Here is a 15,324-nt window from a genome sequence, read left to right as displayed (position 1 = left end):
CCCCGGTCCCCGGCAGTTCCGGCGACCGCGTCGCCTCAAGGCAGGGAGTTGCCGGTCAGGGTCTCCGAGACGCTCCACAGCCGTTCGGCCAGCGCGTCGTCCGCCGCCCAGGGATGGACGCCGCGCCGCCCCGTCGCCGCGCTGTGGACCGGGGCGACATCGCAATCCTCGCAATAGAGTCCGCCGAGGCCGTCGAGCCGCGGGCTGGTCGCGCACCACACGCTGGTGGCCGCCCCCTGGGCGACGGTCTTCATCCCGCGGGACGGGTCGATGCGTGGGCGCCCCTCCGCGTCCAGCGCGTCGAAGCCAGCGATCTCCGCGGCGGTCAGATGGCGGGCCAGCTCGGTGAGGATCTGCCCCGGATGCAGCGAGAAGGCGCGCACCCCATGCTCCCGGCCGCGGCGGTCCAGGGCGATGGCGAACAGCGCGTTGGCCGTCTTGGACTGGCCGTAGGCGATCCACTTGTCATAGGGGCGCCGCGCGAAGTCGAGGTCGTCGAAGTCGACTCCGGCGATCTGGTGACCGCGCGACGAGACCGACACGACGCGCGCGCCGCCCGCCGCCCCCGCTGAGAGAAGCGCCGGCCACAGGGCCAGGGTGAGCCGGAAATGACCGAGATGATTCGTCGCGAACTGCCCCTCGCGCCCGTCGGCGTCGCGGTGAAGCGGCGTCGCCATGACGCCGGCGCTGTTGACGAGGATCGACAGCGGCCGACCGGACGCCCGGAAGCGCCCGGCGAAGGCGGCGACCGAGGCGGCGTCCGCAAGGTCCAGCGATTCCAGCTCGACGCGGTCGAGACCGGTCAGCGCGGCCGCCGCGCGAACGCTGTCCCGCGCCGGCACGATCACCGTCGCGCCGGCCTCGGCCAGCGCGCGCGTCGTCTCAAGCCCGATGCCGGAATAGCCGCCGGTGACGATCGCCACCCTCCTGCCGAGATCGATGCCGCGGATAGCCTCGGCGGCGGTGGTGGCGGGGCCGAAGCCGGACCCGATGGGCGTCTGGTCGGGGTGTATCATTGGGAGCCTCCTCGCTGGGCGTGGCGTCGGACCCCGTTGTCACCTATATGCCCAGGATGATCCATCCATCCCCGTCCGGAATCCTGTCGTGATCGTCCAGAACGCCCCCGCCGACGTGCTGTCGGACGTGCTTCGCCTGATGCAGGCCCGGACCCTGTGCTCGGCACGCTTCGCCGCCCGGGGGAATTGGTCGATCCGCTTCCGGCCGCCGCACACCATCAAGTTCAATGTGGTCACGGCCGGCGCCTGCTGGATTCGCGCGGACGGGCCGGACGGAATGGACGCGCCGCAGCGCCTCGGCGCCGGCGACTGCTTCGTGGTGGTGCGCGGCGGCTTCGTCCTGGCAAGCGCGCCGGACCTGCCCCCGGTTCCGGCCGACGAGGTGTTCCGGGGATCGGATGGCGTGGCCCAGGTGGATTCGGGGTCCGGCGCGCCCGGCGGCGACGAGGTGCGCTTCCTCGGCGGCAGCGTGTGGTTCGACCGGCTGGACGGCGGCCTGCTGTTCGACCTGCTGCCGCAGCTGCTGATGATCCGCGGCGGCGCTCCGGGGGCCGCGCCGGTGGGCTGGCTGCTGGAGCAGCTCGACCAGGAATGGCGCGGCGGCACGGCGGGGTCACAGCTCGCGTGCAACGACCTGCTGCGCCTGATGTTCATCCACACCCTGCGGACGCATCTGAGCGAACAGCCGCCGCGGGGGGCCAATTGGCTGGCGGCCAGCCTCGACCCCTCGATCGGCCGGGTTCTCGGCGCCATCCACGCCGAGCCGTGCCGCAACTGGACGCTGGCCGAACTGGCGGGCATCGCCGGGCGGTCGCGCTCCAGCTTCGCCGCCGCCTTTCGCGAGCGCGTCGGCATGCCCCCGATCGATTACCTGCTGCGCTGGCGCATGCGCCTCGCCGCCACGCGGCTGCGGCAGGGGCAGGAGCCCGTCTCGGCCATCGCCGCCTCGTTGGGCTACCTGTCGGACAGTGCCTTCAGCGCCACCTTCCGCCGCATCATGGGCGTCTCACCGGTGCGCTACCGGACGGATACGGAGAAGGAGGCCGTTTTGGACCATGGCTCCGCGATCACGCGTTGAGCGGACTGCCCGGGCGTCGCGCGGAAGCGCGACGGGACCGGTGGCGGCGGGAGACCGGAACGCGTATGGTGCGGAGACTTGTTCGCCTCTTGTTTTTTCAGGACCCTTCCGCCTTGGACCAGACCACCGCTTCCACGCCCCAATCCGCCACCATCGCCGAGCGGGTCGCCAAGACCGGCATCGACGAGGCGATGATCGAAGCCCTCGTCCGCACCTTCTACGGCAAGATCCGCGACGACGCCCTGCTCGGCCCGGTCTTCGGCGCGGCGATCACCGACTGGGAGCCGCATCTGCTGAAGATGATCGACTTCTGGTCCTCGGTCGCCCTGCTGACCCACCGCTACGACGGGCGCCCCCTGCCCGCCCACGTCCGCTTCGACATCGGGCCGGCGCATTTCGAGCGCTGGCTGGAACTGTTCCGCGAGACGACGGCCGAGGTCTGCACGCCCGAGGCCGCCGCCTTTTTCGAGGACCGCGCGGTCAACATCGGGCGCAGCATCCAGATGGGGGTGGATTTCTTCCGCAAGCAGGCCGCGGCCGACGCTGGCGTTGCCCGCTGATCAGGCGCCGCGCACCGGCTTGCCCTTCACCCCCCAGCTCTCCGTGAAGTCGCGCACGCCGGGGATGGTCATCATGTGGGCGTCCTTGACGTAGACGAACTGCTTGGGGCCAAGCTCGTACTCCATCATGGTGATGCCCTTGGCCCGGCAGCGCTTCTGTTCCTCCGCCCGGATGGGGCGGTCGGACACCACCATGTCGGGATGCTCCAGCCCGACCCCGGCGCAGAAGCTGCGGAAGCCGCTGTTGGTGCCCTCGGCGACCAAGCGCGGCTGGGTATCGGGCGTGCTGTCGAAGCGGCTGGCCGCGGTGCCGACCGCCCCGCGCATGGACGGGCTGCCGACGATCCAGATGCCGCGCTCCTGCGGCGGCGGCTTCGGCACGGTCGGGGGCGGCAGGGTGGCGGTCTGCTGCGGCGACGGGAATCCGGGGAACTGGCAGCCGGCCAGCGCCGCCGCGACGGCGACCATGGCAAGGCCTTTCGACAGGGATGGCACGCTGGTGTCTCCTCCAGAACTCTTTCACGGCACGGCGCCATCGGCGCCGCTGGTGGTAGCAACGCTCAAGCCGGCCCGATGGCTCCAAGATGGCGGGCCAGCGCCTCTTCGAGAAGGCGCGGCGTCACCGGCTTGTGCATCAGGCCGAGACCATGGCGCGCGGCGTCGCGCTGCGGTTCCGGCCCGATCTCCCCGGTGACGATCAGGCCCGGAACGTCCTCGCCGAACAGGTCGCGGATGCGCAGGATGGCCTCGGTGCCGACGCGGCCCTGGCGCAGCCGGTAGTCGGCCAGCACGATGTCCGGACGCCTCCCGCCGCTGCGCAGCTGCTCCAGCGCCTCGCCGGTGCTCCCGGCGGACAGCACCTCGAACCCCCATTCGCCGAGCATCGCCGCCAGCCCCAGCAGAACGATGGCGTCGTCCTCCACGACCACGGCCAGCCGGCCGTCCCCGGTCGCCGTCGCGGCCTCGTCCCGCGCCATTCGGGCGGGCGGCGGGGGATGCGGCGCGTTGTGGCGGACCAGCGGCACGCTGACCGAGAAGATCGATCCGTGCTGCGGACGCGACACCAGATCGACCGGGTGATCGAGCAAACGCGACAGCCGCCGCACGATGGCGAGCCCGAGGCCGAGGCCCTGGTCGCGGTCGCGCTCCGGGTTGCCGATCTGGTGGAACTCCTCGAAAATGCGCTCCCGCTGGTCGGGTGGGATGCCCAGGCCGGTGTCGTGCACCTCGACGCACAGGCGGGTTCCCTGGGGCCGGCAATCGACCATGATGCGGCCGCGGTCGGTGTAGCGGATGGCGTTGTCGACCAGATTGCGCAGCATCCGCCCCAGCAGGACGCGGTCGCTGCGCACCGTGCCGGTGAAAGGCACGACCCGCCAGTCCAGCCCCTTGGCCTCGGCCAGCGGGGCGTAGGCGGCGGACAGCGGGCCGAGCAGGTCGGCGACCGGGAACTCCTCGATCTGCGGCGCCACCACCCCGGCGTCGAGGCGCGACACGTCGAGCAGGCTGTCCAGAAGATCCTTCAGCGTGTCCAATCCCTGCTGGAGCCGGTCGAGCGCCCGCTGCCCGGCCTCGCCGGCGACGTGCGGGTCGAGCGCCCCGGCGAACAGCAGGATCGACTGCATGGGCTGGCGCAAATCGTGGCTGGCCGCGGCCAGGAATCGGCCCTTGGAGCGGTCGGCCTCCTCCGCCGCCTGCTGGGCGCGCCGGATGTCATGGATGTCCACCGCCGTGCCGATCCAGGAAACGATGCTCCCCTTTTCCCGCACCGGCACCACGCGGCACTGGTGCCAGCGCCACGCCCCGTCGGCGCGCCGCATCCGGATGTTGCTCTGATAGGGCGTGCCGGCGGCAATCGACCGCGTCCGCAGTTCCAGATACGCGGCGCGGTCGTCCGGATGGAAGCCCTGCCACGCCGACATGGTCTCCGGGTCCTGCCCGGTGTAGGCACGCAATTCCTCGTTGTAGTATTCGGGCGTGCCGTCGGAGCGGTTGATCCACATGAGCAGCGGCGTGTTGTCCACCAGCGTGCGGAACCGCGCCTCGCTCGACCGCAGCGCCTCCTCCGCGCGCTTGCGGGCGGTGATGTCGCGGGCCACCCCGACGACGCCGGTGGTGCTTCCGCCGTCGTCGCGCAAGGGCATCACGCTGATCATCAGGACGCGCCGCCCGTCCTCCGTCGGGAAGGGCAACTCCTCCTCGACCGTCTCCTCCCGCCCGGTGGCGATCACCCGCCCGCACAGGTCGTCGAGGCGCTTCGCCTCCTCCGGCGGAAACAGGTCGCCGCCGGTCAGCCCCGCCACCGCGTCCCGCGTCCGGCCGAACAGGCGCGCGGTCGCGGCGTTGACCAGGGTGAAGCGGCGCTCGCGGTCCTTGGTGAAGATCGGGTCGGTGACGCTCTCCAGAAGGCTTTCCAGCAGGGTGTTCTTGTCCCGCAGCAGCCGTTCGGCCGCCTGGGCGGCACGGCGGGCGGCCTGGGATTCCATCTCGTGCATGGCGAGGCGGGCAAACTCCTCCAGATCCCGCTCGTCCTCCGCGCTGAACTCGGGGTGGGGCTCATGGTCGAGGAGGGAGAAGGTGCCGATCCGCAAGCCATCCGGCGTGATCAGCGGCGCCCCGGCGTAGAAGCGCAGATGCGGCGGCCCGGCGACCGCCTCATGATCGGCGAAGCGGTCGTCCTCCAGCGCGTCGCGGACGACCAGCACCGCGTCGCCGAGGAGGGCGAAGGGGCAGAAGGGCAGCCGCAGCTCGGCGGGCACCGTCTCCATCCCATAGCCGGCCTTGGACCATTGCCGGGTCCCGTCCAACAGGTTGACCGTCACGACGGGCATGCGGAAGTGACGGGCACCCAGCCGGGCCAAGCGGTTGAAGACCGCTTCCGGTGGCGTGTCCAGCGCGCCGTCGCTCTCCAGCCGGTCCAGCCGGGCGCGCTCAGTCGAAGGCCATGGCGGCTCTGTGCTGGTCAACGTGGCCCCTTCAGGCAGGACTCGACGCAAGACGCGGACAAGACACCGGGGAACGGGTCCGGCCCCGCCTTTCCCATGATGTGGGCAAGCTCAAGGCGCAAGGAAAGACACGGAGCCGGTTTCCCTTCCGCCTGCCAATGGTCTGCGGCACAATTGCTTTGAATGCAAACCCTTTGAGTCCGGGCAATGGACCGCCCGCGACCCCACATGGCGAAAAGCCGTTCCCCGTCCCCACCCGGAGCACAGAATGCCGGAGCACAGCATGAAGGACAGCAGGCCGAACCACGAATCCGCCGCCTACCGCATCGCCTTCGAGGACCGCGATTTCCTGTTGAGCGAGCCGATGCGCGGGGTGCGCTTCATGCTCGAATACGCCAAGCCGGAGTCGGAGCTGAAGGCCTGGGGCATCCGGTCCACCATCGTGGTCTACGGCAGCGCGCGGGTCCCCTCGCCGGAACGGGCGGAGCAGCTTCTCCGCGACGCCCGCACGCCCGAGGAACGGCAGCAGGCCGAGCGGCGGGCCAAGCAGGCGGCCTGGTACGAGGAGGCGCGAACCTTCGGCCGCATCGTGTCGGAACGCGGCGGCGCCCTGGCGCCGACCGAGGATGGGCAGCGCGACAACGTGATCGCCACCGGCGGCGGTCCCGGCCTGATGGAGGCCGCCAACCGCGGCGCGCAGGAGGCCGGGGCGCCGAGCATCGGCTTCAACATCAGCCTGCCGCAGGAACCGCACCCCAACCCCTACAGCACGCCGGAGCTGACCTTCCGCTTCCACTATTTCGCCATCCGGAAAATGCATCTGGCGATGCGCGCCAACGGGCTGGCGATCTTCCCCGGCGGCTTCGGCACCTTCGACGAGGCGTTCGAGATCCTGAACCTGCGCAACACCAACAAGGCGTCGCGCCTGCCCATCGTCTTCGTCGGCCGCGACTACTGGAACGAGGTGGTGAATTTCCGCGCCCTGGCCGACCACGGCATGATCAGCGCCGGCGACCTGGAGCTGTTCGACATCGCCGACACGGCGGAGGAGGCGTGGGACTGCATGACCCGGCTCGGCCTCAAGCGCGGCAACCCGCCGCTCGGCCCCGCCGGCACAGGCATGTCGGCGTCCGAGGAGAACTGAGGCTCAACCGGGCGGAGGACTGTCGGCGGCCGGAGCCGTCGGCGCGGGAGCGCTCAGCGCCACCCGCCCGACGCCCGGGATCTTGAACGCGAGATCGAAGGGATCGACCCCGAAGGTCATGCCCAGCAGGTTCACCTCGAACCCCTCCTCCCTGGCCAGGAGGAGGCCGGCAAGGCCGAACAGGCTGACCTGCCAGCCGGTGCCGCTGGGCGCCCGCGCGATCAGGCCGGTGCCCAGATAGTCCTTGCCCAGCGCCGTCGAGGGAAGGTCGAGCCGCAGCTCCGGCACCGCCCGCCCCACCCAGGCGGCGAAGGTGTTGCTGTTGGGGCCAGGCCAGATGCGGTATTCCCCGGCGTAGGGGTAGCTTTGAGCCGCTTCGGCGATCTTGGGGATGGCGGCCTCGGCGGCGGGACCGCGCAGTTCAGCCAGCACGGCGGGGGCGGAGCCGAACCAGCGCCCGTCCGGATCGCGGTTGCTGACCGCCACCGCCGGCAGGCCGCGGTAGACCCGCCAGCCGATCACCTCGTAGACGGTGTAGGCCGACGCCCCCGCCGGCTTCACCGCGAACCACGGGTGCGTGCCGAAGGCGCCGCGCCAGGACAGGGCGCGGGCGGCGTAGACCTGCACCACCGCTTCCGGCGTCGTGGCCGCATCGGGGGCGAGGCCGACCGACCTGCGGTCCGCCCGGCTCCAGTCCACGCCGAGCGTCGCCGTTCCCGACGCGATCACGAAGGCCGGACCGGCCAGCAGCAGGACCAGCGTCATCAAAATCACCAGGATGGTGGCCGTCATTCTTTTCCGCACCGCTCCCTCTCGCCTGATGGGCCGTTTCCCAGATAGGCTGTCATCGCCCGGCCCGCCACCGATGTTGTGCGTCGGGGACCATTCGGATGGTTCATCACCGGACGAATTGCAGAAGGAGCGCACCGATGCCCGCCGCCGACCCGACCGACCTTGTGGACCGCATCACCCGGCAGGCGCCGACCCGCGCCGCGACAATGGAGGTCGCCCGCGCGCTCGGCTGGACCACCGGACCGAGCCGCAAGGGATGGAAGGTGGTGCAGCCCACCGGCTATGTCGGCGGCATGGTCGTCCCGCCCAGCGCCGACACCGCCGCCGCCGAGGCGTGGTTCGACCCCGAGGGGACGGAACGCGGCCTCGCCGGTCCCAACGCGGAATTCCCACCCTACCTGACCAGCCTGGACACCGCCCTGGCCGCCATCCCTGCGGCGGAGCGGGCGACCACCCTGCGGGCCGCGCTCGACCGTCACCGGGCGTGGCAGGAGGAGACCGGCCGGGACGACGCGGCGCTCAGCCGCTTGCCCGCCTTCGTCATCGCGGCATGGCTGTGGGTTAAGCCGGCGGCGTGACGGGCGTCACTCCGCGGCTCCGCTCTCCTTGCCGGTGCCATTCATGGCCTGGGCGGCGGCGAAGCCGATGATCCGGTTTGCGGCGTCCGGATCGTCCACCCGCACCACCACGCCGCGCCCGACCAGATGGATGCCGTGGTCCTGGAAGGCGCGGATCAGGCGATGGTACGCCTCGCGCCGGATGACGAACTGCTCGTTGGGCTTGGTGATGAACTTGACGCCGATGATCGCCGCGTCGTCCTCCACCCGCCGCACGCCCTGGGACTTCAACGGTTCGATGAAGCTCGGCCCCATCTCCGGATCGGCGGACAGCTCCTTGCCGACGTCCTTCACCAGCTTTTTGACCAGCCCCATGTCGGTCTCCGGTGGGACACGGAACTCCAGGCGCATCAGCGCCCAGTCGCGGCTGTAGTTGGTCAGCGCCTTGATCTGGCCGAAGGGCAGCGTGTGCACCGCACCGCGGTGGTGGCGCAGCTTCAGCGAGCGCAGGGAAATGCCTTCCACCGTGCCGCGCAGGTTGCCGACCTCCACATAGTCGCCCATGTGGAACGCGTCCTCCAGCAGGAAGAAGACGCCGGCCAGGATATCGGCAATGGTCGATTGCGCGCCCAGTCCGATGGCGATGCCGACCACCCCCGCCCCGGCGAGCAGCGGCCCGATCTCGATGCCCAGCGAGGAGAGGACGATCATGACGACGATGGCGACCAGCACGACCTGAAGGAACTTGCGCAGCAGCGGCAGCAGCGTCGCCAGCCGCTGCCCGCGCGACGACACCCCGTCGTGCCGGGCCTCCTCCAGCGTCCGGTCGATCGCCCGCACCACCATCGTCCAGGCGACGTAGCCCAGCAGAAGCACGACCGTCACGTTGAACAGCAGCCGCAGGGCGATGCCGGTCGCTCCGGTCGCCTGCTCCACCCGGAATCCCCAGATGGCCGCGGTGGCGAAGACGCCGACGACGAACAGGGCCAACCACAGCGCCCGCATCACCCGCGCCACCGCGGCCTTCCCCGCCTCCGTCTCCTCCCCCCGGTAGAAGCGCGCGAGGGGGCGTTGGGCCATCAGCGCGATGGCCGGCACGGCCAACGCCACAAGCAGGCTGGCGAGCATCCGCGGCCCTGTCGCCGGCTCCAGCCGCACCGCCGCCGCCGCGACGACCAGCCACAAGGCGACGAGATAGACCGACGCCACAACTGCCCACAATCCCAGCGTGGGGTGGTCCTTCACCTCGACGCCCAATGGGCGGGCGATGGCCCGCGCCACCGGAGCACGCCCGCGCCACACACGGTACAGCAGATACAGGAAGGGCACGGTGCTCAGCGGCAGGCCGATCGCGACGATGGCGTTGCCACCGACCCCCAACGCCAGCAGAAGATCGATCAGCCCGAGCACCGTCGCGGCCAACGTCACGGTGACCACGCCCGTGCGGTGCAGGGCGCGCGCGTCGGCGTCCTCCAGCGGGATCAGGCGCAGCTTGGGGCGCCTCGGCGCGCAGAGGAAGCGGATCAGCCGGTCGGTCAGCAGAACGGTCAGCGCCGCCTGGAGCACCGCCAGAAGGACGGCCGGGGCCGCGGGATGCGGCGGGCGGACGATCGCGTAGACGACCAGCACGCCGAGCGCGAAGGCGCCCACCGGCACCAACCCCAGCACGAAGCGCAACGCGCCGGTCAGCAGCGGTGCCCCGCCGTCCGCCTCCAGCTTGCGGAGCGGCCCCGCCAGGACCCGGCTCGTCAGCAGCAGCGCGGCCGTCCCCGCCGCGAAGAGGATCAGCAGGCCGCGCAGCAGGCGCAGCGGGTTCACCGCCGCCTCCCGCCCGTTGGGGCGGGCGAAGGCGTCCGACAGGATCGTGGGAAGCTGTGGATAGGTGGCGGCGACCGCCTCCAGCCGCTCGGCATACACCTCCAGCGCCGTCGCCGGCCCGCCGGCCGCAGGCGCGTGGGCATCGGGCGTCTGCGCCGCGGCCCATCCGGACGGCGAGGCGGCAAACAGCAGGGCGGCAAGCAAGGCAAGGGCCGGCCACCGGGCCAACCTGCGGCGCGTCCCCGCATCTTCGTTCATAGGGGCCATCCTGCCGGAGAGCGACGGAGCGGTGCCCATCGGGCGGAAAAGTCCGCGCCGATGACGTGGACCGACAATGGGAAACGCTCGTCTGTCCCTCGATGAGGAAGCCAGTACGTTACCGTTGCCTATCGGACGGTCCTGCGGCGGAACGCGCACCGTGATCCTGGACTTTGGAAGATCGCGGTGCATGGCCGGAGCATGAAAACGGCCAGAGGCCGCCGCCCGCCGATGGGTGGAGCGTATGTTACCGTAACAGCCCGGTTCGTGACCTGCCTTCACATGCGGTCATCCTAAATCGTTCCTAGAATGCCCGGATTCGAAAACGGTCATAAGGAACCGCCGCATGCGCCTTTTACCCATCCTCTCCTTCGCCTTCGGGCTTCCCGCCGTCGCTCTGGCGCTGACGCTGGCCGCAGCCGCCCCGGCGCAGGCGCAGTTCGGCCTGTTTCTCGGCGGGCGCGGCGGGGTGGATCTGACGGACGAGGATTGGGACCTGTTCCGCAAGGCGCTGGGCGATGCCCTGACCCCCATGGAGGCGGGACGGCGCACCGAGTGGAACAACCCGAAGACCGGGGTGCGCGGCGACGTCACCGTGCAGAGGGTCCACGAGCGCGACGGCGCACCCTGCGGGGACGTTCAGGCCAACTTCATCCGGCGCACCGTCCAGCCCTACACGCTGACCTTCTGCAAGATGCCCAATGGGCGGTGGGCGATCGCGCCCTGACCGTCGCTCGGCCCTTCAGAACCCGGTTTCGCGGATCAGCACGGCCAGCGCGGTGCGCCAGAAGCGGTCGGCCAGGCTGCGCGCCTCGCCGTCCACGCGGGCCACGCCGCGCATCTGGTGGGCGGGTGCCGCCTGCGTCCGGTCCAGCGGCGCCAGGGTCACCCGGTAGACCGCCTCCAGCGGCTTCAGGTTGGAGCGCGCGGCTTCGGTGTTCGTCCGCCCCATCGAGGGGCCGGTCTGGCTGTCCACGGCGATCGGACCGCCGTGGAGCGAGGCCAGGGCGGGAACGTCCAGCCCCTTCACGCTCACCCGGTCCACCGCCGTCACCCGCGCCGGCATGCGGGGGCGCAGCGGATCGTCGGCATGGAAGACCGCCTCCGCCCCGACCGCGACGCGGGTGAGGTCGTTCTCGGCGACATAGCCGACCAGCTCGCCGCCGCCGTCGGCGACGATCTGGCCAAGCGCCAGCGACGGCCCCACCCAGCGCCCGGGGCGCAGCGCGTCGGCGACGTCCACCACCTTCCCGGCGATGGGCGCGCGGATCTCCAGCCGGGCGAGACCGTCCAGCAGTCCCTGCCGGTCGGCCAGCCCGGCGGCCAGATCCTCCTCCATCACGCGCACACGGTCCAGCCCGTCGCGGGCGGCCAGCATGCGGTCGATGCGGTCCTGGGCCAGCGCGATGCGCAGTTCCGACTGCTGCAGCTTGCTGGTCAGCTCCGGGGCTTCCAGACGGAAGAGCAGATCGCCCGCGGCCACGCGCTGGCCGGGCTGGACCAGCACTTCGGCAACGCGGGACGGCACCGGGGCGAACAGGGTCGAGAACCCCTCGGCCCGCCACACCGACGGCACGGCGATGGTTCCGGTGACCGGCATGAAGGCCAGCCAGAGCAGTGCGGTCAGGCCGCCCAGGGTCATCAGGAGGTTGCGGTTGAGCCTGAAGCTGCCCCGCCGCTCCCACCAGGCCGCCGCCTCGTTGAAGAACGGGCGCAGGATGAACCAGCCGACTTCCACCGCGAACAGCACGATGCCCAACACCTTGATGAAGACGTGATAGACCAGCACCGCGATGCCGATGAACAGCACCAGCCGGTAGACCCAGGTGGCGAAGGCGTAGACCAGCATCACCCGGTGCATCCACGGATCGAACCGCTCCGGCACCTCGTCGCCCAGGCCGAACAGCCATTCCCGCAGCCGCCAGCGGGCCAGCGCGAAGGCGCGGTCCTGCAGGTTCGGAACGTCCAGCGCATCGGCCAGCAGATAATAGCCGTCGAACCGCATGAAGGGGCTGAGGTTGATGGTCAGGGTCGTCACCCAGCTCACCGTCGCCACGAAGAAGGCGGCGCTGCGCAGCGGCCCGTCGGGCAGGAAGCTCCAGGCCAGCGTGGCGAAGGCGGCCAGCGCCAGTTCGGTCAGCATCCCGGCCGCTGCGATGTGCAGCCGGGCGCGGCGGGAGACAAGCCGCCACGCATCGCTGGTGTCGGTGTAGAGCACCGGCCACAACACCAGGAAGGCCGCCCCCATGGTCGGCACCCGGCAGCCGAACCGCTTCGCGGTGTAGGCGTGCCCCAGCTCGTGCAGTGTCTTGGTCACCAGCAGGGTCAGGCCGTAGAAGGCCATGCCCTCCGGCGTGAAGAAATGCAGGAAGGTGTGGGCGAAGCTGTCCCACTGGCGCATTGCCAGGATGATGCCGAGAATTCCCGCGCCGATCACCGTCCACAGCCAGCCGCGGCTGTAGAAGGGCGCCACGTAGCGCACCGTCGCGTTGAGGAAGGCGTCGGGACGGACCAGCGGGATGCGGAAGAACAGGTAATTGTGCAGCAGCCACATCCACCAGGACGTGCGCCGCGCCGCCGTCTGCTTCGCCAGGAAATCGACGTCGGCGCCCTGGGTCAGGTTGCTGGAGACCAGGAACTTGTAGAGGCCGACGACATCCTCCGCCTCCGGCTCCAGGACCGTTTCGGCGGCCACCGCGGCGGCGATGGCGCGAGGCGATCCGTGATGCCAGCGGGCGATGACCTCGAAGGCGCCGTGGCCGATGCGGAAGTAGCGGTTGCGCACCGGATCGTGGATCGTCCAGCAGGGCGACCCGTCCGCCGCCGGCGGCGCCGGCAACAGTTGCAGGTCCTCGCGCAGCGGCGCCAGCCGCACGCTGTCCAGCGGGTCCGCCGGCGTGACCACCGCCGGCCCCGTCGTCATGCCGATGGCGGCGGCGCCCATGGCTCAGAGCCCCACGGTCTGGCGCAACGCCGCCAGCGGGCGGCGGAACAGGTAGAAGGCCAGCGGCACCCGCTCGCCCTGGATCTTGGCGGTGCCGCGCAACCCGATGCGCGGGGTCGGCTGGTCCGGCGCCAGATCGGCACGGACGCGGTAGGCCAGGACACCGCCCTGGGTCAGCCCCGGTTCGTAGCTGGCGTGCGAGACGGTTGCGCGGAGCGGGCGCAGGGGATCGACGTTCAGATAGAGGCTGACCACCGCCCCCTCCTGGAGCACGATCGCGTCGTTCACCGGCACATGCACATCCACCTCCGCGGCCTGCGGATCGGCGAGGGTCAGGATGCGCTCGCCAACCGCCACCGGCTTGCCCAGCCAGTCGTTGGCGTCGGTGAAGACGGCGATGCCCGTGCGCTCGGCCTTCACGGTGACGCGGTCCATCAGATCGCGGGCGAAGTCCATCTCCGCCCGCCGCAGCTCCACCTGGGTCTTCAACTGGGCGATGCGCGCCTTGCTCAGCGGATCGGTGAAGGCCCCCTGCGAAGCCGTCAGCAGTTCCGCCTCCGCCGAGGCCAGCGCCTTGCGCGCCACCTCCAGGCGGCTCTTCAGTACCGTCGCTTCGAAGGTGAACAGCGGCTGGCCGGTGGTCACCGGTTCGTTCGGCTGGACGTGGAAGCGCTCGATCACGCCCTCCAGCGGCGCGCTGACGATCAGCGGATCGCGCGGCGCCACCTCCGCCGGGGCCAAGGTCGATTGCGGCACCGGGATGGCCAGGACCGCCGCCAGGACCGCCACCACCGCCAGCGCCCACACCCCCTTGCGCGCCCGCATGGTGGAGCGGCGCCCGGCCCGGGTCAACGCCCACCAGGCGTGCCCATAGCCACCGGAAAGCTGCGCGAGCAGCACCTTCTCCCCGTCCGTCCACGCGTCGTCACGCGCCAGCCACAAAACCGCCGCGACCGTGCCGTCCGGCGCCGGCAGCGGCACCCACAACGCCTGAGCCGGCCCCCACTGCCCCCACTCGCGGGCCAGTGCGGGGGGCACCTCCGTGGGCGCGATGCCGTGCAGGCTGTGCGCCTCCGCTCCGGCGGCGATGGCCGTCGCGGCCGCCTCCAGCCAGCGGGTGAAGGGAGCGTCGCGTTCCGGAACCGCGATGTTGGACACCGCCTCCAGCCGCGCCTTGCCGGACGGCGCGAGGGTCAGGAAGACCGCCTGCTGGTAGGCGATCATCCGCCGCGTCTGGTTCACCAGCAGGAAGCGCAGCGCTTCCGGGTTCTGGGCCTGCCGGGCCTCCTGCTGCAGGTTCAGGAGGAGCAGGAGGCTGTTCAGCGGGTTGGCTACTTCCATCCGGACGGATGTGACGTCATCGGGCACCTTTGGCCTCCTCCGGCGCATTGAAGCGGGCGGTTCCGCTCATGCCGGCGACCAGGTTCGCGGCGTTGCCCTGCTTGTCGGCCTGCAGCTTGCCCGTCACCTTCAGCGACTGGCTGACCGGATCGACGCGGGCGCCGATCAGGGTCACCTCGCCGTCCAGAGCCTCGCCCGTCTCGTCGATGCGCAGTTCGAACCGCTGGCCGGCCTTCAGCCAGACCAGCCAGGAGGACGGAACGATCAGTTCCACCCGCAGATCGCGATCGGACAGCACTTCGAGCAGGGCCGTGCCGGCGGGGACCGACTCATGCTCGCGGATCCGCTGCTCCACCACCTTGCCGTCGAAGGGGGCCTTCACGTCGCAGCGGCGGACCTCGATCTCCGCCTTGCGCAGATCGGCGCGGGCGGCTTCGGCCTTGACCTCGGCCATCTCCACCTCGGCTCCGCCGATGGACTTCAGCTGCTCCAGCCGGCGGCTCTGCCGCACCGTGACGTCGGCGGCGCGCAGGTTGGCGCGGGCCGCATCGACCGCCGCCTGGTAATGGCTGCAGTCGAAGGCGACCAGCGTCTGGCCCGCCTTGAAGGATTGCCCCGCCTCCACGGTCATCCGCCCGATGCGCCCGGCGATCTCGCTGGACAGCACGGCGTGCTGACGCGCCTCGATCAGCGCGCGCACGCCGCCTTCGGGAGCCGGCGCCGGATCAGCGGCGGCAAGCGGCAGAGGAACCAGCGCGATAGACAGCGCGGCGAGGATACGTGAGGGGCGAAATCGGCACATCATGGCAGAGATTTTCTGCACCCTTTGCTTCGGAAGCGCAACGATCCAGGGATGGCAAGCGGTTCTGTA

General features: G+C 70.9%; 13 protein-coding genes. 5 read left to right on the top strand and 8 right to left on the bottom strand.

What is annotated here, in order from left to right; translation table 11 throughout:
* Positions 1-35: 35 nt before the first annotated feature.
* Positions 36-1,016, bottom strand: coding sequence for an oxidoreductase (locus ACWPN5_RS25560; RefSeq protein WP_492298160.1), 981 nt, complete (start codon positions 1,014-1,016; stop codon positions 36-38).
* Positions 1,017-1,104: 88 nt separating this feature from the next.
* On the opposite strand from ACWPN5_RS25560, the gene ACWPN5_RS25555 reads away from it, so the two are divergent.
* Both ACWPN5_RS25555 and ACWPN5_RS25550 read left to right on the top strand, forming a co-directional pair.
* The gene (locus tag ACWPN5_RS25555; RefSeq protein WP_492298158.1) at positions 1,105-2,094 is read left to right on the top strand and encodes an AraC family transcriptional regulator; all 990 of its coding nucleotides are present in this window, start codon (positions 1,105-1,107) and stop codon (positions 2,092-2,094) included.
* Between the two features lie 113 nt (positions 2,095-2,207).
* Positions 2,208-2,654, top strand: coding sequence for a group III truncated hemoglobin (locus ACWPN5_RS25550; RefSeq protein ID WP_200476887.1), 447 nt, complete (start codon positions 2,208-2,210; stop codon positions 2,652-2,654).
* Here the strand turns inward: ACWPN5_RS25550 and ACWPN5_RS25545 are convergent, their stop codons facing one another.
* Together ACWPN5_RS25545 and ACWPN5_RS25540 are read right to left on the bottom strand one after the other, a co-directional pair.
* The gene (locus tag ACWPN5_RS25545) at positions 2,655-3,149 is read right to left on the bottom strand and encodes a substrate-binding domain-containing protein (RefSeq protein ID WP_247888400.1); all 495 of its coding nucleotides are present in this window, start codon (positions 3,147-3,149) and stop codon (positions 2,655-2,657) included.
* A 65-nt stretch (positions 3,150-3,214) separates the two neighbouring features.
* Positions 3,215-5,620, bottom strand: a complete 2,406-nt coding sequence (locus tag ACWPN5_RS25540; protein ID WP_492298156.1) for a hybrid sensor histidine kinase/response regulator — start codon at positions 5,618-5,620, stop codon at positions 3,215-3,217.
* 262 nt (positions 5,621-5,882) lie between these two features.
* Here ACWPN5_RS25540 and ACWPN5_RS25535 point away from each other — a divergent pair, with 262 nt between their 5' ends.
* The gene (locus ACWPN5_RS25535) at positions 5,883-6,743 is read left to right on the top strand and encodes an LOG family protein (protein ID WP_145687909.1); all 861 of its coding nucleotides are present in this window, start codon (positions 5,883-5,885) and stop codon (positions 6,741-6,743) included.
* A gap of 3 nt (positions 6,744-6,746) precedes the next feature.
* Here the strand turns inward: ACWPN5_RS25535 and ACWPN5_RS25530 are convergent, their stop codons facing one another.
* Positions 6,747-7,535: a DUF3750 domain-containing protein gene (locus tag ACWPN5_RS25530; RefSeq protein WP_145687912.1), complete on the bottom strand. Its 789-nt coding sequence runs from the start codon at positions 7,533-7,535 to the stop codon at positions 6,747-6,749.
* A 137-nt stretch (positions 7,536-7,672) separates the two neighbouring features.
* Here ACWPN5_RS25530 and ACWPN5_RS25525 point away from each other — a divergent pair, with 137 nt between their 5' ends.
* Entirely contained in the window at positions 7,673-8,113 is a 441-nt protein-coding gene (locus tag ACWPN5_RS25525) for a hypothetical protein (protein ID WP_145687916.1), read from the top strand.
* A 6-nt stretch (positions 8,114-8,119) separates the two neighbouring features.
* Here ACWPN5_RS25525 and ACWPN5_RS25520 read toward each other — a convergent pair whose 3' ends face one another.
* The gene (locus tag ACWPN5_RS25520) at positions 8,120-10,168 is read right to left on the bottom strand and encodes a mechanosensitive ion channel domain-containing protein (RefSeq protein ID WP_492298154.1); all 2,049 of its coding nucleotides are present in this window, start codon (positions 10,166-10,168) and stop codon (positions 8,120-8,122) included.
* A gap of 346 nt (positions 10,169-10,514) precedes the next feature.
* On the opposite strand from ACWPN5_RS25520, the gene ACWPN5_RS25515 reads away from it, so the two are divergent.
* A complete protein-coding gene (locus ACWPN5_RS25515; protein ID WP_145687943.1) occupies positions 10,515-10,895 on the top strand; it encodes an RT0821/Lpp0805 family surface protein in 381 nt (126 codons plus the stop codon).
* A gap of 15 nt (positions 10,896-10,910) precedes the next feature.
* On the opposite strand, the gene ACWPN5_RS25510 is transcribed toward ACWPN5_RS25515, so the two are convergent.
* The 3 genes from ACWPN5_RS25510 to ACWPN5_RS25500 are packed head-to-tail and all read right to left on the bottom strand — an operon-like array spanning position 10,911 to position 15,258.
* Positions 10,911-13,112, bottom strand: a complete 2,202-nt coding sequence (locus tag ACWPN5_RS25510) for a site-2 protease family protein (protein ID WP_492298152.1) — start codon at positions 13,110-13,112, stop codon at positions 10,911-10,913.
* Between the two features lie 3 nt (positions 13,113-13,115).
* A complete protein-coding gene (locus ACWPN5_RS25505) occupies positions 13,116-14,480 on the bottom strand; it encodes an efflux RND transporter periplasmic adaptor subunit (protein ID WP_492298151.1) in 1,365 nt (454 codons plus the stop codon).
* Positions 14,470-15,258: an efflux RND transporter periplasmic adaptor subunit gene (locus ACWPN5_RS25500; protein WP_247888403.1), complete on the bottom strand. Its 789-nt coding sequence runs from the start codon at positions 15,256-15,258 to the stop codon at positions 14,470-14,472. Before ACWPN5_RS25500 ends, ACWPN5_RS25505 begins: the two co-directional genes overlap by 11 nt.
* Between the last annotated feature and the right edge of the window lie 66 nt (positions 15,259-15,324).

The sequence above is a fragment of the Azospirillum sp. UENF 211521 genome, from assembly GCF_058780535.1.
Note: the sequence above shows the minus strand (reverse complement) of the source record. Positions and strands in the feature narration are given on the sequence as shown.

Coding starts and splice junctions, on each gene's coding strand:
- ACWPN5_RS25515 (WP_145687943.1), top strand. CDS start 10,515: ATGCGCCTTTTACCCATCCTCTCCTTCGCCTTCGGGCTTCCCGCCGTC.
- ACWPN5_RS25535 (WP_145687909.1), top strand. CDS start 5,883: ATGAAGGACAGCAGGCCGAACCACGAATCCGCCGCCTACCGCATCGCC.
- ACWPN5_RS25525 (WP_145687916.1), top strand. CDS start 7,673: ATGCCCGCCGCCGACCCGACCGACCTTGTGGACCGCATCACCCGGCAG.
- ACWPN5_RS25510 (WP_492298152.1), bottom strand. CDS start 13,112: ATGGGCGCCGCCGCCATCGGCATGACGACGGGGCCGGCGGTGGTCACG.
- ACWPN5_RS25560 (WP_492298160.1), bottom strand. CDS start 1,016: ATGATACACCCCGACCAGACGCCCATCGGGTCCGGCTTCGGCCCCGCC.
- ACWPN5_RS25530 (WP_145687912.1), bottom strand. CDS start 7,535: ATGACGGCCACCATCCTGGTGATTTTGATGACGCTGGTCCTGCTGCTG.
- ACWPN5_RS25520 (WP_492298154.1), bottom strand. CDS start 10,168: ATGAACGAAGATGCGGGGACGCGCCGCAGGTTGGCCCGGTGGCCGGCC.
- ACWPN5_RS25500 (WP_247888403.1), bottom strand. CDS start 15,258: ATGATGTGCCGATTTCGCCCCTCACGTATCCTCGCCGCGCTGTCTATC.